Origin of the sequence: Vibrio sp. YMD68 (genome assembly GCF_029958905.1) — a bacterium.
Lineage (GTDB): Bacteria > Pseudomonadota > Gammaproteobacteria > Enterobacterales > Vibrionaceae > Vibrio.
In genome coordinates, this window is record NZ_CP124613.1 from 446,590 (window position 1) to 465,278 (window position 18,689).

21 protein-coding genes and 1 pseudogene are annotated in these 18,689 nt (G+C 42.0%); 16 read left to right on the forward strand and 6 right to left on the reverse strand.

Annotation, left to right across the window (positions count from 1 at the left end; all coding sequences use genetic code 11):
* The first annotated feature begins 182 nt into the window (after window positions 1-182).
* The 3 genes from rbsB (at window position 183) to QF117_RS01985 (ending at window position 3,246) form a co-directional block, all read left to right on the forward strand.
* Window positions 183-1,061 (forward strand): ribose ABC transporter substrate-binding protein RbsB, encoded by an 879-nt coding sequence (gene rbsB, locus QF117_RS01975; RefSeq protein ID WP_282385857.1) that lies wholly within the window; start codon window positions 183-185, stop codon window positions 1,059-1,061.
* A 213-nt stretch (window positions 1,062-1,274) separates the two neighbouring features.
* Window positions 1,275-2,195, forward strand: a complete 921-nt coding sequence (rbsK, locus tag QF117_RS01980; RefSeq protein ID WP_282385858.1) for a ribokinase — start codon at window positions 1,275-1,277, stop codon at window positions 2,193-2,195.
* Window positions 2,196-2,241: 46 nt separating this feature from the next.
* Entirely contained in the window at window positions 2,242-3,246 is a 1,005-nt protein-coding gene (locus QF117_RS01985; protein WP_282385859.1) for a substrate-binding domain-containing protein, read from the forward strand.
* Window positions 3,247-3,258: 12 nt separating this feature from the next.
* Here QF117_RS01985 and QF117_RS01990 read toward each other — a convergent pair whose 3' ends face one another.
* Window positions 3,259-3,756 (reverse strand): peptidylprolyl isomerase, encoded by a 498-nt coding sequence (locus QF117_RS01990; RefSeq protein ID WP_282385860.1) that lies wholly within the window; start codon window positions 3,754-3,756, stop codon window positions 3,259-3,261.
* A 186-nt stretch (window positions 3,757-3,942) separates the two neighbouring features.
* On the opposite strand from QF117_RS01990, the gene QF117_RS01995 reads away from it, so the two are divergent.
* On the forward strand, window positions 3,943-4,473 hold the full coding sequence (locus QF117_RS01995) for an RNA methyltransferase (RefSeq protein ID WP_282385861.1): 531 nt from the start codon (window positions 3,943-3,945) through the stop codon (window positions 4,471-4,473).
* A gap of 42 nt (window positions 4,474-4,515) precedes the next feature.
* On the forward strand, window positions 4,516-4,734 hold the full coding sequence (locus tag QF117_RS02000) for a hypothetical protein (protein ID WP_282386114.1): 219 nt from the start codon (window positions 4,516-4,518) through the stop codon (window positions 4,732-4,734).
* A gap of 101 nt (window positions 4,735-4,835) precedes the next feature.
* On the opposite strand, the pseudogene QF117_RS02005 reads toward QF117_RS02000, so the two are convergent.
* A pseudogene (locus QF117_RS02005) lies at window positions 4,836-5,084 on the reverse strand (DUF3316 domain-containing protein); the annotation flags it as partial.
* A 129-nt stretch (window positions 5,085-5,213) separates the two neighbouring features.
* Here QF117_RS02005 and QF117_RS02010 point away from each other — a divergent pair.
* The 9 genes from QF117_RS02010 to QF117_RS02050 all read left to right on the forward strand — a co-directional run bounded on the left by QF117_RS02010 (window position 5,214) and on the right by QF117_RS02050 (window position 12,908).
* Window positions 5,214-6,995: an HD domain-containing phosphohydrolase gene (locus QF117_RS02010; RefSeq protein ID WP_282385862.1), complete on the forward strand. Its 1,782-nt coding sequence runs from the start codon at window positions 5,214-5,216 to the stop codon at window positions 6,993-6,995.
* A gap of 578 nt (window positions 6,996-7,573) precedes the next feature.
* Complete coding sequence (gene thrS, locus QF117_RS02015; protein ID WP_282385863.1) at window positions 7,574-9,502, forward strand: threonine--tRNA ligase; 1,929 nt, start codon at window positions 7,574-7,576, stop codon at window positions 9,500-9,502.
* 2 nt (window positions 9,503-9,504) lie between these two features.
* A complete protein-coding gene (infC, locus tag QF117_RS02020; RefSeq protein ID WP_083188639.1) occupies window positions 9,505-10,056 on the forward strand; it encodes a translation initiation factor IF-3 in 552 nt (183 codons plus the stop codon).
* Window positions 10,057-10,163: 107 nt separating this feature from the next.
* Window positions 10,164-10,358, forward strand: a complete 195-nt coding sequence (gene rpmI / locus QF117_RS02025) for a 50S ribosomal protein L35 (RefSeq protein ID WP_017034715.1) — start codon at window positions 10,164-10,166, stop codon at window positions 10,356-10,358.
* Window positions 10,359-10,398: 40 nt separating this feature from the next.
* Window positions 10,399-10,752, forward strand: coding sequence for a 50S ribosomal protein L20 (gene rplT / locus QF117_RS02030; RefSeq protein ID WP_017034714.1), 354 nt, complete (start codon window positions 10,399-10,401; stop codon window positions 10,750-10,752).
* Window positions 10,753-10,906: 154 nt separating this feature from the next.
* Entirely contained in the window at window positions 10,907-11,608 is a 702-nt protein-coding gene (locus tag QF117_RS02035) for a pseudouridine synthase (protein ID WP_282385867.1), read from the forward strand.
* Between the two features lie 158 nt (window positions 11,609-11,766).
* The gene (locus QF117_RS02040; protein WP_282385869.1) at window positions 11,767-12,066 is read left to right on the forward strand and encodes a YkgJ family cysteine cluster protein; all 300 of its coding nucleotides are present in this window, start codon (window positions 11,767-11,769) and stop codon (window positions 12,064-12,066) included.
* 110 nt (window positions 12,067-12,176) lie between these two features.
* Window positions 12,177-12,659, forward strand: coding sequence for a DUF1456 family protein (locus QF117_RS02045; RefSeq protein WP_282385870.1), 483 nt, complete (start codon window positions 12,177-12,179; stop codon window positions 12,657-12,659).
* Between the two features lie 39 nt (window positions 12,660-12,698).
* Complete coding sequence (locus tag QF117_RS02050) at window positions 12,699-12,908, forward strand: DUF1289 domain-containing protein (RefSeq protein WP_282385872.1); 210 nt, start codon at window positions 12,699-12,701, stop codon at window positions 12,906-12,908.
* A 106-nt stretch (window positions 12,909-13,014) separates the two neighbouring features.
* Here the strand turns inward: QF117_RS02050 and QF117_RS02055 are convergent, their stop codons facing one another.
* Entirely contained in the window at window positions 13,015-14,154 is a 1,140-nt protein-coding gene (locus QF117_RS02055; RefSeq protein ID WP_282385874.1) for a mechanosensitive ion channel family protein, read from the reverse strand.
* Between the two features lie 162 nt (window positions 14,155-14,316).
* Complete coding sequence (locus QF117_RS02060) at window positions 14,317-14,754, reverse strand: DUF2850 domain-containing protein (RefSeq protein WP_282386118.1); 438 nt, start codon at window positions 14,752-14,754, stop codon at window positions 14,317-14,319.
* Window positions 14,755-15,133: 379 nt separating this feature from the next.
* On the opposite strand from QF117_RS02060, the gene QF117_RS02065 reads away from it, so the two are divergent.
* Window positions 15,134-15,415: a pyrimidine/purine nucleoside phosphorylase gene (locus QF117_RS02065; protein WP_282385875.1), complete on the forward strand. Its 282-nt coding sequence runs from the start codon at window positions 15,134-15,136 to the stop codon at window positions 15,413-15,415.
* Window positions 15,416-15,757: 342 nt separating this feature from the next.
* On the forward strand, window positions 15,758-16,033 hold the full coding sequence (locus tag QF117_RS02070; RefSeq protein WP_282385876.1) for a hypothetical protein: 276 nt from the start codon (window positions 15,758-15,760) through the stop codon (window positions 16,031-16,033).
* 1 nt (window position 16,034) lies between these two features.
* Here the strand turns inward: QF117_RS02070 and QF117_RS02075 are convergent, their stop codons facing one another.
* The gene (locus QF117_RS02075) at window positions 16,035-17,201 is read right to left on the reverse strand and encodes a GGDEF domain-containing protein (protein WP_282385877.1); all 1,167 of its coding nucleotides are present in this window, start codon (window positions 17,199-17,201) and stop codon (window positions 16,035-16,037) included.
* 173 nt (window positions 17,202-17,374) lie between these two features.
* Window positions 17,375-18,520 carry a DUF3541 domain-containing protein gene (locus QF117_RS02080; RefSeq protein ID WP_282385878.1) on the reverse strand — a complete coding sequence of 382 codons (1,146 nt, stop codon included), beginning with the start codon at window positions 18,518-18,520 and terminating at the stop codon, window positions 17,375-17,377.
* Between the last annotated feature and the right edge of the window lie 169 nt (window positions 18,521-18,689).

The following is an 18,689-nucleotide window of genomic DNA, read 5'->3' on the forward strand; positions in this document are numbered from 1 at the left end:
GTTGTGGGATAAACAGAAAATAGATCACGGAATCAACAAGAATTAAACCAATACGTATTCGGCCAAACGGTTTGAGCTAAAAATACGAAAATGAACCAAGCGAAGTGGAATAACCAACGAGCTGGGTTCCCCCCTCTACATAAAGTACATAAAGTACATAAAGTACACAAAGGACTATAACGATGAAAAAACTTGCTACTTTTATTTCTGCTGCACTCCTTTCTTCCACCGTATCGGTATCTGCTCAGGCACAAGATACCATGGCGATTGTGCTGTCTACGCTCAATAATCCTTTTTTCGTCACAATGAAAGATGGAGCGGAAGCGAAAGCCGAAGAATTAGGCTACAACTTGATCGTTTTAGATTCGCAAAACGATCCAAGTAAAGAACTCTCAAACGTAGAAGATTTAACCGTCCGCGGTGTGAAAGCCATTTTGATTAATCCAACCGATTCTGACGCAGTATCGAATGCGATCCGTATCGCGAACCGTTCAAATATTCCGGTTTTGACTCTTGACCGTGGTGCAAGCCGTGGAGAAGTGGTTAGCCATATTGCGTCAGACAATGTGGTGGGCGGTGAAATCGCGGGTCACTACATTATGGAAAAAGTCGGTGAGAAAGCAAAAGTGATCCAACTTGAAGGCATTGCCGGTACGTCGGCAGCACGTGAACGTGGCGAGGGTTTCATGAATGCAGTGAACGGCAGTGAGATGGAATTACTGGCGAGTCAACCTGCTGATTTTGATCGCACTAAAGGCCTAAACGTTATGGAAAACCTGCTCGCGGCTAACCCTGATGTGCAAGCGGTATTCGCCCAAAATGATGAGATGGCACTGGGCGCATTACGTGCTGTGCAAGCGTCAGGCAAAGACATCATGATTGTAGGCTTTGATGGTACAGATGACGGTATTGCGGCGGTAAATCGTGGCATGTTGGCAGCAACAGTGGCACAGCAACCAGACCTTATTGGTGCGTTAGGTGTAGAAACCGCTGTTAAAGTCCTAAAAGGAGAAACGGTTCAAGAGTACATTCCAGTTCCCCTTAAAGTGGTGGCGAAATAAGTGAATGTAACGTCGTCACTCAAATGAGTTAGACGTCATTATCAATCGTTGCTCTTCTCTTTTTTAAGTGAATTGAAGTAAGAGGAGAGCAAAATTGATGTTTGTATGTTCTCGTTAATATACGCCATAGATCATACAAACATCCGTTTTCGAGTGGATCCCCACTCACATTTATCGTACTCAAATTAGGTTTTTAGAACCGAGGATAATCGTATGAATCAGTTAGTGGTATTAGGTAGTGTCAACGCTGACCATGTTCTTCAAGTGCCTTCCTTTCCTCGTCCAGGCGAGACGTTACATGGTCGCAACTATCAAGTGATCCCTGGTGGTAAAGGGGCGAACCAAGCCGTTGCCGCTGCTCGATTAAATGCGGATATCGGTTTGATTGCTTGCGTGGGTGACGATGCTTTTGGCATTAATATCCGTGAAAGCTTTAAGTTTGATGGTATTAATACTGGCGGTGTAAAAATACAGCCTAATTGTCCTACGGGCATTGCTATGATTCACGTTTCGGAGAGCGGCGAAAATAGTATTTGTATTTCAGCAGAAGCGAACGCGAAGTTAAGCGCCGATGCTATTGAGCCCGACCTTGAACACATTCGCCAGGCTAAGTATCTGTTAATGCAATTAGAAACGCCGTTAGATGGCATCGAAAAAGCGGCAATGGTTGCGAAAGACAGTAGAACGAGCGTGATACTAAACCCAGCTCCAGCACGAGATTTACCCGACTCATTACTGCAATGTGTTGATGTTATTACCCCGAACGAAACAGAAGCGGAAGTCCTTACTGGGGTCACGGTGACAGATAATGATACGGCCCAACAAGCCGCAGATGTATTGCATACCAAAGGCATTGAAATTGTGATGATTACGCTAGGTGTCAAGGGGGTATGGTTAAGTAATAATGGACGTGGAGAGTTAATCCCCGGTTTTAAGGTGGATGCGATAGATACAACAGCAGCGGGAGATACATTTAATGGTGCACTGATCACTGGCTTATTAGAAGATATGCAATTAGAATCAGCCATAAAGTTTGCTCACGCCGCAGCTGCGATCTCCGTTACTCGTTTCGGTGCGCAAACCTCGATTCCAACCAGAGAAGAGGTTGACGCATTTTTGATTGAAAACGAGTAGAGAGCAAGGTACAAAACAGCTTCTCAGACCAATAAAGGATACCCATATGGCGACCATGAAAGACATAGCAAAATTAGCAGGTGTTTCGACTTCTACGGTGAGCCATGTCATTAACCAATCTCGCTATGTGAGTGAAGAAATATCACAGCGGGTCAACGATGCAGCAAGAGAGCTTAATTACGCACCTTCCGCTTTGGCTCGCAGCCTCAAAATGAACAGAACAAAAACCATCGGCATGCTGGTGACGACCTCGACTAACCCGTTTTTTGGTGAGGTGGTAAAAGGCGTTGAGCGCAGTTGTTATCAGCAAGGTTACAACTTGATTCTTTGCAACACAGAAGGGGACAGTGACCGAATGAAAGCGTCGATCAACACTTTGCTGCAAAAGCGTGTCGATGGCGTGATACTGATGTGTTCAACACTCGAAGGCCAACGTGTCGATGTTTTTGAACGTTACCCAGACATTCCTGTTGTCGTGATGGATTGGGGCCCAATGCTGTTCTCTAGCGATAAGATTCAAGACAACTCATTGCGTGGTGGGTATATGGCAACCAAGTATCTGATTGATGCAGGCCATAAAAACATAGGCTGTATTACTGGTCCCTTGAATCGCTATCAAGCTCAAATGCGTTATGAAGGTTACAAACGAGCGCTGAATGAAGCGGGGCTTGAGATCAATCCTCGCTGGATTGTTGAAGCGGATTTTGAATGTGAAGGTGGTTATAGCGCATTCAATACCATGAATAATAAGGGCCCGTTACCGAGTGCTCTTTTTGTGAGTAACGATATGATGGCCATGGGTGTGATCAACGCCGCCAATGAACATAATATTAATATACCACAGGATATTTCGGTCATTGGTTACGATGATATTCATATTGCTAGATTTATGACGCCGTCACTCACAACGGTCCATCAGCCTAAATATCGTTTAGGAAAAGCCGCCGTGGACACCTTGCTGAACAAGTTAGAAAAAAACAGCAATGACACAGTCGTCGTTCAGCTCGAACCCACATTAGTAGAAAGAAAGAGTGTAAAAACGCTATTGTAGGCGTCTCTGGTCTTAGTTTGACTGAATAATCACTTTTTCAATGATCACTGTCTCACTGGGTACATCATCGTAACCATTGCGGGTTTCTGTTGCTAGTGAGGCAATGTACTGGACGACATCCATTCCTACTGAAACCTTGCCAAAAACAGCGTACCCCCAACCTTTGTTCGTTGTCTCAGTATGATCGAGACATGGGTTGTCGGCTAAATTGATAAAGAATTCTGCCGCTGCAGAATGAGGCGCTTCAGTGCGAGCCATTGCGATGGTGCCGGTGAGATTCTTTAACCCTCGATTCGCTTCGTTCACAATCGGAAGTCGGGTTGGCTTTTCGTTCAGATCGGCCGTAAGTCCACCACCTTGAACCATGAAACCTGAGATAACACGATGAAATATCGTGCCTTCATAAAACCCTTCTTGGCAGTATCGTAAAAAATTTTTTGAGCTGACTGGCGCTGTCGCTGTATCTAATTGGATCTGAATATCGCCAACGTTGGTGTGCAAAGTAATCATAAAAAGGGCTCAATTGGGCTTAACGTCATGGAGTGGGTAGTATACGGAATGTTTAATGGGGGAAACACCGCTTAGTTTTCACCTTTCACTGTAAATCCGCATTTGTTAGTATCTCGTCTTCAATTCATTTATCGTGATATCAATGATTCTGGTGTCACCAATGCCCGTCGGTTGTCGAGATAAGCCATGAAAAATACCCGTGTCATCATTGGGCTAACAAACCCTAAAAGTCCGTCAAATGTCGGTGCTGTCATGCGTGCAGCAGGGTGCTACCAAGCGGATGAAGTGCAATATACGGGGCAGCGTTATGAGAAAGCCTCGAAGTTTCATACCGACACGAATAATGTCGCTAGCCAAATACCGCTTAAAGGTGTTGACTCTTTTTTAGATAACCTGACCGATGATACTCGCATTGTCTGCGTGGACTTTGCAGAAGGCGCCACCCCATTACCTGAATTTGAGCACCCAGATAAAGCAATCTATATCTTTGGCCCTGAAGACGGATCCATTTCTCAAGATGTGGCAGACCGAGCGGATCATGTGGTTTATGTGCCAACCATTGGCTGTATGAACTTAGCCGCTTCGGTCAATGTATTGCTTTACGATCGCCTGGCTAAATCCTCGACTATGGATACCAGTGAAACCTTGATTAAATCTAGCCGTGATAATCGCAATCATCTCGTTGTTAGAAGTAAGGCTAGAAGTGTTCAAGGTTAGAAGCGAGTAAGTGTTGTTATTGAGGATGATATATTGAACATCATGAGTTTGAATGAAGCGTATGGGATTACCATTGTGTTAGCCGTGTTTATTACCATGTATATTTTCATTCACATGAGATACATTCGGCGCGGTGAAGCCCATAAAGCTTTCTTGTCTGGGCTGTGGGAAATGATGAAAAATACCGTTCATGGCCAAAACCTCAGAACCATGGGGTATAAGCATGAAAATGAGCAGCAGAAGCCAAAAGAAAACAGTTAGCTTTCATGCGATCTTAAGTGTTTTTCCGTTAAAAAGTCCTAGATATGTTTCATTATCTATTTCTTGTTGCCTTTTGTCGCTTGAGGATTAATTACGAATAACTAGCTATTGCGGCTTTCGCGATATTTATACTGATAATCGACTTCAACCACAGCCCGGTACTGAACTTCTCTACGTTCCTTGGTAAATTCCTGGATTGTGACTGTTGTCTCTGTGACAGTCACAATCGGGGTCTGGACATTATTTTCATGAATCGGCAGTTTTTGCATCAGCTGATTGGTTGGCATTGTTTTGAACTCTTCCATGAGGTCATATCCAGCATTGTAAGCTTGCTCTTGAGTCGCAAAAGCGTCAGTCGCAACTGATGTTTTAGAACTTTGTGTTTTAACTGCTGCAAAAGTCGCCTTGCTCGTTCCACACTATTAAAATTCTCATTTGTCTTCTAAGCTTTAAAGCAGTTGATAGCTTTAGGGGGACGTATGCCAATGAACTATAGTGGGAAAATATTGAAGCGAGTTGTGCTCATTCTGCTTTGTCTTTACTCTTCTTCTGCTTTTGCTTTGCCTCAAAATGATTTGGCCCGCATACTCGTCCTCCACTCTTATGACCCTTCTTATCATTGGACTAAAGACCTCCAGGAAGGAATTGAATCCTCCTTGTCAAACAGTAGTAGAGAAGTAAAACTATCCGTTGAGTATATGGATAGTAAGCGGAACTTATCATCCAATTACCTGGAATCTTTCAAGCAGTACTTCACCGCCAAGTATAAGCATTACAAGTTTGACGGCGTTATTATCACGGATGATAACGCAGCAAATCTATTCTTAGAGTTATACCCCAGGGGAATAAAGGATACTCCTGTCGTAGCGGTTGGAATAAACAACGCTCTGCTCAACGCGAGTAGCTTGAGTAGACGCGCTAAAGTTTTCTATTCACAAGACAATATCAATAGTAATCTAACACTTATAAAAAGAATTATCCCAAACGTAAAGAAAATATACCTATTTCATGATTTGACAACTAGCGGTAAGCTTTTATCTGAGCAAGTAAAGCAAGAGCATGCAAAGAGCGATATAAGTAACGTGCCGTTGTTAGAAATAACGGACTTATCGCTAGAGGAGGCTAAGAAATTTGCTCAGACTCTCAAGCCCAACGACGTGATTTTGCTTACTCATTTCAATACTCAATTAAATGACAACGTTTATTATACCTACAATCAGGTAAGCAAAGCTCTAGGTCAAGAAAGCAATGCGCCAATCTTTGTGCTTTGGAACTTTTATCTACGTAACGGTGTTCTTGGTGGTTACGTCAACCACTCAAAAAGATTGGGAGAGTTAGCAGTCGAAACCTTGAGTGCCTATCTCGATTTGGGTGTACTAAGTAATAATAATATAGAAACGTCTTATCGGCCCATTATTGATTATAGCGCTGTTGTTAGGCATCAAATTGACCCTAAGCTACTACCTGAAAACTCTTTATTTTTAAACAAACCAGTATCAATCTGGCAGGAGTACCAAAAAGCAATCATTGTCATTACTACTGTCTTCGTAGCTTTACTCATTGTTATTTTTCTTCAGGGGGCTTGGATTAGAAACAAGCGAATTATTGCCAACCATACAAGAAAAATATTAACCCTTAGAAACAAAACGTTAGCGGTACAGAAAGAAATGATCCTAATGTTAGGAGAGGCGATAGAAACTCGCTCTGGTGAAACGGGGAACCACGTAAAGCGTGTGGCCCAAATGTCAGCCTTACTTGGTAAGTTGTATGGCCTTTCACACAGAGAGGTTGAGATGTTGGAAATAGTGAGCCCAATGCACGACGTTGGTAAAATTGGAATATCTGAAGCAATTCTTGAAAAACCAGGCAAGCTAGATAATAAAGAATGGGGGGTTATGAAGACCCATACTAGTATCGGTTACGAGATGCTTTCAAAAAGTGAAGGAGAGCTCTTTTCTTTAGCTGCCTTCGTCGCACACGAACATCATGAGAGGTGGGATGGCAAAGGCTATCCTAATGCCTTATTTGGCGAAAATATCCATGTGTTTGCACGACTGACATCATTGGCAGATGTTTTCGATGCTTTACTAAGCAGACGTTGTTACAAAGAACCATGGGAGATGGTTGATGTGATTGCGCTATTTGAGGAAGAAGCAGGTAAACAATTTGATCCCACTATGTCATCGCTGTTGTTACATAACATAGATGATTTTATTGCCCTTCGAAGCTGTTACCCAGACGAAAGGATAAGCAAAGATTGAGACATATTCATTGGTGAACTTGTGTCGAACTATCCGCATTTCCATCTGTGAATATAAGGATTTACGCCTTATTATCTATAGCTGTATTTGTTCGCGAACCCTAAGTTAGTTAAATTAATAGCATGAGTTTGTCTAATAATAGTAAAGATGATTTTAACTGAATGTAATGTTTTACAGTAAATGGCAATTGTCTTGCGGTGAAGCTTAACTGGGTATAGTGTCGTAAATATTATTATGCTGTGGTGAGGACAGTGCTCTGATTCCCGGAGCGTAAACTGAATAGCTCTAGAATTCTAGATCATAGTGACACAGCAAGGTTCAATATGATGAGGCTAGTTTTGTTAATCACCGATTAGGACAGTGCTTTGCTTGCTGGTTTCCGCATGACCAGTTTATTGTCATTTTATATAAATCCGTTACAATGCGTGACGGTCTTTTCTAAGGTTCATCTGTATTTGCATCTAAATTCGACCAAAATCATACATATATCCACAATCAGTTATCTAACTGGTTGAATTAAATATATTTAAAATTTTCATGTGTTGCTTGGTATGCAACACCACTGTAAAGGACAACTAATGCCTATTATTACTCTTCCTGACGGCAGTCAGCGCCCATTTGACACACCTGTTTCAACACTCGATGTTGCCCTATCTATCGGTCCTGGTCTTGCTAAAGCTACCATTGCTGGTCGTGTAGACGGTAATCGTGTTGATGCGTGTGACCTTATTGAAAATGATGCAAGCCTTGAAATCATTACAGCCAAAGACGAAGTCGATGGTTTAGAGATCGTTCGTCACTCTTGTGCTCACCTTCTTGGTCACGCGATTAAGCAACTTTTCCCAGAAGCGAAAATGGCGATCGGCCCAACCATCGACAATGGCTTTTACTACGATATCGATTTAGATCACTCACTAACGCAAGATGATCTCGATAAAATTGAAAAGCGCATGAAAGAGTTGGCGAAAACCAAGTATCAGGTCGTTAAAAAGAACGTAAGTTGGCAGGAAGCTCGTGACGCATTTGAAGCTCGCGGTGAAAACTACAAAATTGAAATCCTGGATGAGAATGTTGCTCGTGACGATCGTCCAGGACTTTACCACCATGAAGAATACATCGATATGTGTCGTGGCCCTCACGTACCGCATATGGGTTTCTGTCAGCACTTCACGCTACTTAATGTTGCGGGTGCATACTGGCGTGGTAACAGCGACAACAAGATGCTGCAACGTATCTACGGTACGGCTTTCCACGATAAGAAAGCCATTAAGGCGCATCTAACACGCCTTGAAGAAGCGGCTAAGCGTGATCACCGTAAAATTGGTAAGCACCTAGATCTTTTCCACATGCAGCAAGAAGCACCAGGCATGGTGTTTTGGCATCATAATGGTTGGTCTATCTTCCGTGATCTTGAAGTCTTCATTCGTGAAAAATTGACCGAATATGATTACCAAGAAGTAAAAGGTCCATTGATGATGGATCGTGTTCTTTGGGAACGCTCTGGTCACTGGGACAAATACGCAGAAGCGATGTTCACCACCAGTTCTGAGAACCGTGAGTACGCGATTAAGCCAATGAACTGTCCGGGTCACGTTCAAATCTTTAACCAAGGTTTGAAGTCATACCGCGACTTACCGCTGCGTATGGCGGAGTTTGGTTCTTGTCACCGTAATGAGCCTTCTGGTGCGCTGCATGGCATTATGCGTGTGCGTGGCTTCACTCAAGATGATGCCCACGTATTCTGTACAGAAGAGCAAGTACAACAAGAAGTAAAAGCATGTATCGAGATGGTTTACGATACTTACACAACATTTGGTTTTGAAAACATTGTTGTGAAACTGTCTACTCGTCCAGAGCAACGTGTGGGTTCGGATGAAATGTGGGATCGCGCTGAAGCGGATCTAAAGCTAGCGCTAGAGTCAATGAACATTGCTTTTGATATTCAAGAAGGCGAAGGGGCATTCTACGGACCGAAAATTGAATTTACATTACATGATTGCTTAGATCGAGCGTGGCAATGTGGTACAGTGCAGCTTGATTTTGCATTACCTGAACGTTTAGGTGCCACTTACGTTGGTGAAGATAACGAGCGTCATACGCCAGTGATGATTCACCGAGCGATTTTAGGTTCACTAGAGCGCTTTATTGGTATTCTAATTGAAGAGTACGCTGGCTTCTTCCCTACGTGGTTGGCGCCAGAACAAGCCGTTGTCATGGGTATTACTGACAAACAAGCTGAATATGTACAAGAAATCACAAAAAAACTGCAAAAAAGTGGATTTAGAGTCAAAGCGGACTTGAGAAATGAGAAGATTGGCTTTAAAATCCGCGAACATACTTTGAAACGTGTTCCGTACATGCTTGTCTGTGGCGACCAGGAAATGGAAGCTGGAGAAATTGCAGTACGTACTCGTAAGGGCAAGGACCTTGGTAAATTTAAAGTGGATGATTTTATTGATTACATCCGCACCGAGGTTTCAAGCCGTAAGCTCAATCTGGAGGAATAGCTATTAAAGGCGGAAGACGTGGCCAACAACCGGCCAAACAAAACCAGCACCGTTTAAACGGTGATATTCGTGGCGTTCGTGAAGTTCGCTTAACTGGCGCTGACGGTGAAGCCGTTGGTGTAGTATCAATTGCAGAAGCACTTGAAGCTGCTAATGAAGCTGGTATGGATCTCGTAGAGATCAGCCCTAACGCCGAGCCGCCAGTCTGTCGTGTGATGGACTACGGTAAGTTCCTCTTCGAGAAGAGCAAAGCTGCGAAAGAGCAGAAGAAGAAGCAAAAGCAGGTCCAGATTAAGGAAATTAAATTCCGTCCTGGGACTGATGTGGGTGACTATCAGGTAAAACTACGCAACCTGACAGGTTTCCTTGAAGACGGCAACAAAGTGAAGGTAACAATTCGCTTCCGTGGCCGCGAAATGGCCCACCAAAGCATCGGTGTTGACGTTCTTAATCGTTTGAAAGCGGATACTGAAGAATTTGCAGTAGTCGAATCTTTCCCAACGAGAATTGAAGGTCGTCAGATGATTATGGTATTGGCGCCAAAGAAGAAGTAATTAAAGGCCTTACAAGTAGCAATAATGCACCTGCTGTTTCAGTGGGTGTATTTTGTTCGCCCTGATTACTATGTTATTAACTACTCAACAATGCGGAGTTATTCATCATGACTAAGATGAAATCCAACAAAGGTGCTGCTAAGCGTTTCAAGAAAACTGCTGGTGGTATTAAGTTTAAGCACGCTGGTAAACGTCACATCCTGACTAAGCGTACTACTAAGAACAAGCGTCAACTGCGTCCAAATGCAATTCTTCCTAAATGTGAAGTAGCTGCAGTTCTACGTATGTTGCCATACGCTTAATTCTTTTTAGTTTAATTATCGTTTATTTAGGAGAAGCATAATGCCTCGCGTAAAACGTGGTGTACAAGCTCGTGCACGTCATAAGAAAGTTCTTAAACAAGCTAAAGGTTACTACGGAGCACGTTCACGTGTTTACCGCGTAGCTTTCCAAGCAGTTACAAAAGCTGGTCAATACGCATACCGTGACCGTCGCAACAAGAAACGCCAATTCCGTCAACTTTGGATTGCTCGTATCAACGCTGCGTCTCGTCAAAATGGTTTGTCTTACAGCCGTTTCATCAACGGTCTTAAGAAAGCGTCTATCGAAATCGATCGTAAGATCCTTGCTGATATCGCTGTATTCGACAAAGCTGCATTTGCAGTACTCGTTGGAAAAGCAAAAGCTGCTCTTTAATTAGCAGTTTATGGTTACGAAAAAGGAGGGCTTAGGCTCTCCTTTTTTATTGCCTTCAGTTTACGCTTGCGTGCTCCCTACGCATTCATGTTAACTGACTTTATTAATGCCAATCCCAACCCTATTGGCAATGGACTGACAGAGTGTTCATGTAATGCGTCTAGATAAGTTTATTTGTAAAAGTACTGAGTTGCTAAGAGAAGCGGCCATCAGTTGTATTCGGGGCGGAGAGGTGAGCGTCAATGGTAACGTTACTTTGAAAGAATCTGTCCAGGTTCATGAAAACAACGCAGTAACCTTAAATGGACAATTACTAAAGCCACGTGAATTTCGTTATATCCTCATGCACAAGCCTGCTGGTACCGTTTGCTCAAATATTGATGAGGCGTACCCATCTGTATTCAACTATCTCAATGTGAACAATGTGTCTGAACTGCATATCGCAGGTCGGTTAGATGCGGACACAACAGGACTGGTGCTGATAACCGATGATGGACGCTGGTCATTCAACATTACCGTGCCAAGTAGACAATGCAATAAAGTGTATCGTGTGGGGCTATCAAAGCCCATCGCTGACGATGCGGCGTGTAAGTTCCGTACTGGAATCAAATTGCAAGGTGAGCAAAAACTGACGCTACCGGCCATTCTAGAGGTAGTCAGTCCGAAAGAAGTCCTACTGACGATAACAGAAGGGAAGTTTCACCAAGTAAAACGAATGTTTGCAGCCATAGGTAACAGAGTTATTTCATTGCATCGTGAGTGCATAGGGGAAGTACAATTAGATGTAGAAGAAGGCCATTGGCGCTATTTGACTTCTAAGGAAGTTGAATCGTTTAGCAATCGAAACCCTAGTTAATACCTAATACTAGCAATTTGGATACTGTGTACTCGTAATTTAGATACTGTGGTTATTTCAAATTAAGGTTAACACTGGCTATATAGCAAACGAATTTCGATTAAGTCGTCAGTTTGGAGTACTATGCGCCATATTGAAGATGTGAGCAGTGGATATTAATGACTATACCAATTAAAAATATAACCCCAGAAATATTATGCTCCAATTGCGAAGCGTGCTGCTGCCGCCTAGAAGTGGTCATTCTTACCGATACGGGAGTGCCAGAACACCATATTGCCTATGATAAATGGGGCGGAGAAACCATGTTACGCCTCGATGATGGTTGGTGTTCTGCGGTCGATCGAGAGACATTAATGTGCACGATTTACGAGAACCGACCTTTGATTTGCAGAGAGTTTGAGATGGGCTCGTATGAATGCCGTGATGAAAGAGATGAGCTGCTTTCTTCTAAACAGTAGATTGGGAAGGATAATAATATGTAGGGCAGATAGAGCTAACTCTGCTAAAATCGCCGCTCTTCCAGTAATCGTGTTGATTGTGCTGGGCTTACCTAAGACTAGGAACTATTTTGACCAATAATGATATTTTACGTCGCATCCGTTATACCTTTGATTTTAAAAACACCACAATGGTTGAGATCTTTTCTCTTGCTGATTTAGAAGTCACTGAAGAGCAAGTCGCGGGTTGGTTGAAAAAAGAAGAAGATGAATCCTTTATCAAACTTGAAAATACAGACTTTTCTTCATTCTTGAATGGCTTGATTAATTTGAAACGTGGTAAGCGTGAAGGTGAGCAACCAAAACCAGAAAGTAATTTGAACAATAATATGGTGTTCCAAAAATTACGTATCGCACTGAACTTAAAAGCAGAAGACATTTTAGATATTTTGCAGCTTGTTGATTTTAGACTCAGCAAACACGAACTGAGCTCATTCTTCCGTAAGCCTGAAAATAAGCATTATCGAGAGTGTAAAGATCAAATCCTACGCAATTTCCTTATGGGTGTACAACGTCAACTTCGTCCTACTGATACCGCTGATTTTCAAGAGTAATAACCGGTTTCGCTTAACAAAACTAGGGTACAAAACAGGATGGATTCAAACAATTATTCAAACAACCAATCAAATCAGCGTGCAGAAATTGCATCACCTTGCACCCGTAACTGTTGTTTGAATGAGAAAGATCTTTGTTTAGGTTGCTACCGAACTTTGCAGGAAATTCTTGATTGGAGTTCGATGACGAGCGAACAAAAAGTTTACGTTAAGCAGCAGTGCGAATTGAGAAAGCCAACCGGTAATTAACGGCTTGTGAGAGCGAGAGTCATTAGGAACGAATGACCATGAATTGCTCACTCTATTTTGCCTGTCAGTGATAGCTGTGTTCACCTAGAACACAGCTATTTTTTATTTAAAGGTGATCTTCTGGTTGGGTTAAGGGGCTGGTTTCACGCAGTTCCTTTGGGTTAATATCCTGTTGGTTAATATCCAGGGAGTTAATATTGAGAGTCTGAGTTGGGAATGCGATATTGGCATCGTGCTTGTGAATAATCGCTAGAATCTTCAGTAGTACATCTTGTTTGACTTCGTGAAAGCGAACCCAATTGACGGTTTTCGTGAAGGTATACACCATAAGATCAAGAGACGAAGGCGCAAACGCGTTGAAATTGACGATCAAAGTTTGTTTACTATCGATGTCTGGGTGGGTTTTGAGCATAGTTTTTATGTCAGACACAATCAATGTTACTTTACTGCTGTCGTTATAACGAATCCCAATGTCTTCTTTAATGCGTCTATTTTGCATTCGTGAAGGGTTTTCTACAACAATACTGCTAAATACGGAATTTGGCACATACAGAGGTCGTTTATCAAAAGTACGAATAATGGTCATTCTCCAACCGATACGTTCTACCGTCCCCTCAATTTGACGATCGGGTGAGCGTACCCAATCCCCGACTTTAAACGGGCGGTCAAAATATATCATCATCCCACCGAAAAAATTAGACAGAAGATCTTTAGCAGCTAAACCGACGATTAAACCACCCACACCACCAAATGTAAGCAGACCAGAAAGGCTGAGCCCGAATGCTTGCATTGTCGTCAGTAAACCAATGGTGACAAAAAACAGCCGAGCCACTTTGGCGAGCGCTTGAACGGTCGTTTCATCCCGATTCTTTTTACTGAGGACATACTCTTCAACATTGTGTATGAGTCTGAGCGTTATCCAAACGAATATGCTGATGACCAGAATTAGCTTCAATGTATTTAGCCAGTTTAGGTCGCTTGAGAAATGTCCTTGTAGAAATACGCCTAAGGAAATCGTGGCAGGCCAACACCAGATGAGCGTACTAATCGGGGTTTTTAGCGCACCTAACGTTAGATTATCCCATTGGAATGACGTTTTTTCTGTCAGTGTTTCTAAACGAGTAAAAAGAATACGCCATGTGACCCAAGCAAATAGACTTGCCGCGGTAATAAAAAAAATACTGTTCCCCTCGGTTTGGGAGAATGAGAGGACAAAATGGTGGATCTGTTTAAGAAATGCATCCATTGCTATGATCTTTGTTAGTCAGTGTCTGTGATGATTATAAAGGGATTCTTCTGCATTAAACACCCAACCAACTCTTGATATTAAAACCAACCAACTCTTGATATTAAAATGAGTTAGAGCATGAATGCGTTTGTTAAAGAAAGAAGCGAGCAAAGAGCAAAATTACGGTTGGCTAAAATGTTCAGATAAAGCGGCTCGACGATTTTTTCCACCACCACTTTCGTTAGATACGGTGTCTTCGTAACCCTCTTTAATAAATCGCTTTGTTGGACTGTCAGGATAAATGCGTTTCAACTGGGGCGAATTTGGTGTTCCTGCTAATTCATAAATAAACACGCCCTTTCCTGTTTCTAGTTCTATTCTTTTTCCGTTGAATTCAAACCTAGTTGTGATTAACCGTTTGTTCCTATACACACCAGTGTCAGACAACAACAGTACATCGGTATTGTATTTTGGCGAGCCAATTTCTATCCAATTGCCATAGACATGTTTAGGGTTAATAAAGTTTTGATAGCTGAAGTAGGTTAATGATGCAAATAAGACAGCAAAGATCGCCATGACAGAAAAAATGGCACTTTTTATTACCTGCTCTTTGGTCATCATCGGGTTACGTTTCCTTTTTGGCGTCGCCTTGCTTATTGGCTTCCCCCTGACTGTAGCCATGCTATGTACTCACATTAAAAATGACGATGAAAATTCAGGTTGTCCTATATCGACTATTCAATCAAACAGTTGATGAAAAAATATGATCTCTAGCCCAAATGAACTACTTATATGATAGAGCGAAAGGCGTCACTTTTCTGGATTTCTTTGTTAAGAGTTTTGCTCAGAGCCATGTTTAGAGTCGTTCAACATGGCTTATAAACAGTGTCGACAGAAAATTCTATGTTGAGTTCGATACCATAATTGGTTAAAACATAAGGCTAGCAGTTAAGGATATAGGATCCTTAAAGGAGCATTATCTAACAGGGAATAATGAATGATCAAAGTAAATGAGTATTTTGAAGGCGGCGTAAAGTCTTTAGGTTTTTCTCAGCAAGGCGCGGAAAGCAGTGTTGGGGTAATGGCTGAAGGTGAATACACATTCGGTACAAGTGCACCTGAAAAAATGACAGTAGTTAAGGGTGCGTTAACCATTAAACGTCGTGATGATGCTGATTGGGTTACTTTCCAGGCAGGTGAAGCGTTTGACGTAGAAGGTAATTCCTCGTTTGATGTTAAGGTGATAACACCGACAGCGTATCTATGTGAGTACCTTTAATCGTAAAAAAGCACAGTAAAGAATGAACCCCAAAATTAGGTACAGTCACTCAATAGGCGACAGGGTAGTGTAAGCATTTTATGAATGTCTTTACGCCTTTCGTGAGAAAGATGGAACTCATCAAAGGTCATCACTTATTTTTTCTGGTGACCTTTTTCCGATTTATGTATACACGGTTCAAAGTATGCACTGCTGATATTGTTCCATTGAGTATTGTTTTTCTGTTACAAAAAACACAGCGGAATTGAAGATAGAGAATCTGAAAATTTCGCTGATTTATATAGGATTTACTACACTATATAGATATCCAGATCGATAACTTAGTCAGCATAGGGGGTGTCCATGGCGGTAGTACCAAAGCAAAATGAATCTCAACGCTACGATCCAAGTAAAGAACTGACGACAGAGCAAAGACAGCGATTTACAGACATAGCAAACAAGGCTCAGCAACGAAGAGAACATGAAAGAAAGCATCCGAGTGTCATCTCGGCGGCTCGTTCTGCTGCGACAAAAACAGTGATCAAACCACGGAAAGATAGCCCAAATACAGCGCGTTATGTTATTTGGTTGATTGTGGCGGCTCTAGTGAGTTTGTGGGCCATGTATATGGCGGGTTAAGTTAAGGTGAGACTGACTTGATTTTTTTAAGCGGAGTTACATTGTTTTGTCCATGCTCCTCTATGGTTTTTTCGGTAGGTTCATCATGGTAATAACAATATTGGTTTTTACCTCGGTACTTCGCGGTGTACATTGCTTTATCAGCGCAACGAGTGAGCTCTGATAGATTCGGTGCATCGGATGGATAAATAGCGGCTCCCACACTGACGGTTAAGGAGTTAATGCGTTGCTCAGTTTTATACTTGTCTGAGAATATATTACAAATCCTGTCGAGTATCCCATCTAGATCGTTACGTGATTTCACATCGTAGAGAAGAATAACAAACTCATCTCCGGCAAAACGAGCGATGGAGTAATCGTTTTTATTGGTACGGCGATCTTTCGTTCGTATATTGTTTTTTAAACGACTAGCGAAGTTTTGTAGAACACGGTCACCGACATCGTGCCCATAATTATCATTAATACTCTTAAAGTTATCTATATCGATGAAGATCAATGCAGTGATGCTCCCTTTCGCGGGTTCAGCTTTTAGCTTGTCAACCGCCCAGTTTTCAAAGCTCCATCGATTGGCCAGCCCTGTGAGTTGGTCCATGTAAGCGAGGCCTTCGATGCCTTCTTTATATAAGCTCTGAATATAGTTAACCGCTTTAGCATAGTAATAAGACGAAGTATTACAGATCACCAAAACCGCAAAAAGACTGAACAATATAGTATCAATAGAATAGCCACTCGGCAGAACAAGATTTCCAGGGAATAGCGCCGAAAACAAAACGATGAGAAAAAACGAACAACTGAAAAGCAAACCAACTTTAAACTGGTTTATGAAGGTAATCGAAGCAATAATTGGAAACAGCCATAATATTCGGTTTTCGATGGCTTCACCATAGAGAAGAAGCACCAGTGCTTGTAACAGTAGCACGCCACTGAGGATCATTTCTGAATGGTTGGATGTCGGATGTTTGAGTAAATAACGAACGTTAGCAACGATAATCAGTAAGGTTGATAGATTAAACAAGCCAAAGAAGTAGCGGTGATGTAGAAAGTGCCCAAACGCGTAGTAGCTTAGAAGCACGCCCACTATAACAGAAGAAATAAGCACAATCCTACGCTGCCTTGATGCACGCATATTCGCCATTTCTTCTAAATGTCGTCCAACCAGCTGGGGCATTGTTTTTTCGCCTAAATCTACCATCACATTCGATCTATTAAAGCGTAGATTAAAATTGAAATTTGACCAATTTTGAATGTGAGAGCAGTCACGTTATTTTGATACCATCAGTTAATTAATAGGGATCAGCTCTGTATGTACGTTTTCCGTTTGAACTCTTTGGATTGGTGTGATTATTTTCCCGTTAGGCCATAAGGCATATTATTGAATAGGTTTTTATGCTGATTAAAGACGGGTGCCGTATGCGGACCCTGCCAATCGAGCAACATGATGGCTAAAACATTACGATGTTCGCCATAACTCAAATCAAAGTCTCCTTTTGTGGATGGAATCATGCCTTTATCTTTATTCACAGCTCCTTGAATCGCTTGCCTGGTCTTTTCAACGACAGGGTCGTTCTCTAATCCTGCGAGTAAAAATGCGATCCCCACTTCGGCTATGATGTCTTCTTTGGCGCGTAATAGAATGGTATCGATATTGTCTCGAAAATAATCATAGATCCATTGATGACTCTCTTCACTGACAGGCTTTTGATAATATTCCGAGTCGGCAAAAATGATATGCGTCATGCCATAAATCTTGTTTCCAAACTGCTGTGATGTGAGTTTTTTGTCTTCATTATCTGGATAGGTAGAGCGAAATGCAGCAGTAAATTCCTCAACCACATCTTGTTCTTGTAACTGCTTTAACCAATAGACTTGATTTGCTAATTGTGCTGCCCAGGCTTTTATCATGTCAGGGTTTGTTGCATAGAGATTGAAATCGTATCGACGCAAAACTTCACGAAGTTTTTTATCTTCTCGATGCTTGAGGCCATATTCATTTGCTCTGGCCATTGAACCCAGTAAATCGACACCTAAATACAGGTATTCAGGGTGATGAAGAGTCGTGTTGTAACGACGAATACTTCTTTCATCCGTTTCCCCAAGGTAGTTTTTTAGTCGGTTTTCTGAATATAAAATGATTTGTTCAGCGGTGTGCACATCTTGTGAAAACTGATTGAGTCGGCTGGCAACCCTAGCCATGTCACTCCATATAGCTCCAGCGTATTTTTCATTTAAGGTTTGTCGGTACATACGTAAGCCGAAATGTCCTTTTTTAAACGCTGAAAGAGTATAGAGTTGGGACTCGTAAGTATTCCTGATGATATTTGCAGACTCCTGATAGCGACTTGCTTTAATATCATTATCAGATAACGATGTGGGTATGCTTCTATTCTCAATAGCGTTTGATTGAGCCTTCACACCATCGACAAAAATAATCCCAATGATTAACAGCCCAGCGGCAATGACTGTAATGATGTTTCTAACATTGAGCATGGTATTTCTTCCTTTTTGAGCGTGCTCTCAACGTATCAGCCGTTATAGATTTAGTTGTAAATATTGTGTCAGGGTTTGTTTCGTTAAAGACAATTTATTGAGTACAACCTTTCGAGAATCATCGGCCACACAGAGTCGGGAATTGATAAGTAGTAGGTTTAAATGGCTA

Coding starts and splice junctions, on each gene's coding strand:
- rbsB (WP_282385857.1), top strand. CDS start 183: ATGAAAAAACTTGCTACTTTTATTTCTGCTGCACTCCTTTCTTCCACC.
- rbsK (WP_282385858.1), top strand. CDS start 1,275: ATGAATCAGTTAGTGGTATTAGGTAGTGTCAACGCTGACCATGTTCTT.
- QF117_RS01985 (WP_282385859.1), top strand. CDS start 2,242: ATGGCGACCATGAAAGACATAGCAAAATTAGCAGGTGTTTCGACTTCT.
- QF117_RS01990 (WP_282385860.1), bottom strand. CDS start 3,756: ATGATTACTTTGCACACCAACGTTGGCGATATTCAGATCCAATTAGAT.
- QF117_RS01995 (WP_282385861.1), top strand. CDS start 3,943: ATGAAAAATACCCGTGTCATCATTGGGCTAACAAACCCTAAAAGTCCG.
- QF117_RS02000 (WP_282386114.1), top strand. CDS start 4,516: ATGAGTTTGAATGAAGCGTATGGGATTACCATTGTGTTAGCCGTGTTT.
- QF117_RS02010 (WP_282385862.1), top strand. CDS start 5,214: ATGCCAATGAACTATAGTGGGAAAATATTGAAGCGAGTTGTGCTCATT.
- thrS (WP_282385863.1), top strand. CDS start 7,574: ATGCCTATTATTACTCTTCCTGACGGCAGTCAGCGCCCATTTGACACA.
- rpmI (WP_017034715.1), top strand. CDS start 10,164: ATGACTAAGATGAAATCCAACAAAGGTGCTGCTAAGCGTTTCAAGAAA.
- rplT (WP_017034714.1), top strand. CDS start 10,399: ATGCCTCGCGTAAAACGTGGTGTACAAGCTCGTGCACGTCATAAGAAA.
- QF117_RS02035 (WP_282385867.1), top strand. CDS start 10,907: ATGCGTCTAGATAAGTTTATTTGTAAAAGTACTGAGTTGCTAAGAGAA.
- QF117_RS02040 (WP_282385869.1), top strand. CDS start 11,767: ATGACTATACCAATTAAAAATATAACCCCAGAAATATTATGCTCCAAT.
- QF117_RS02050 (WP_282385872.1), top strand. CDS start 12,699: ATGGATTCAAACAATTATTCAAACAACCAATCAAATCAGCGTGCAGAA.
- QF117_RS02055 (WP_282385874.1), bottom strand. CDS start 14,154: ATGGATGCATTTCTTAAACAGATCCACCATTTTGTCCTCTCATTCTCC.
- QF117_RS02060 (WP_282386118.1), bottom strand. CDS start 14,754: ATGACCAAAGAGCAGGTAATAAAAAGTGCCATTTTTTCTGTCATGGCG.
- QF117_RS02065 (WP_282385875.1), top strand. CDS start 15,134: ATGATCAAAGTAAATGAGTATTTTGAAGGCGGCGTAAAGTCTTTAGGT.
- QF117_RS02070 (WP_282385876.1), top strand. CDS start 15,758: ATGGCGGTAGTACCAAAGCAAAATGAATCTCAACGCTACGATCCAAGT.
- QF117_RS02075 (WP_282385877.1), bottom strand. CDS start 17,201: ATGCCCCAGCTGGTTGGACGACATTTAGAAGAAATGGCGAATATGCGT.
- QF117_RS02080 (WP_282385878.1), bottom strand. CDS start 18,520: ATGCTCAATGTTAGAAACATCATTACAGTCATTGCCGCTGGGCTGTTA.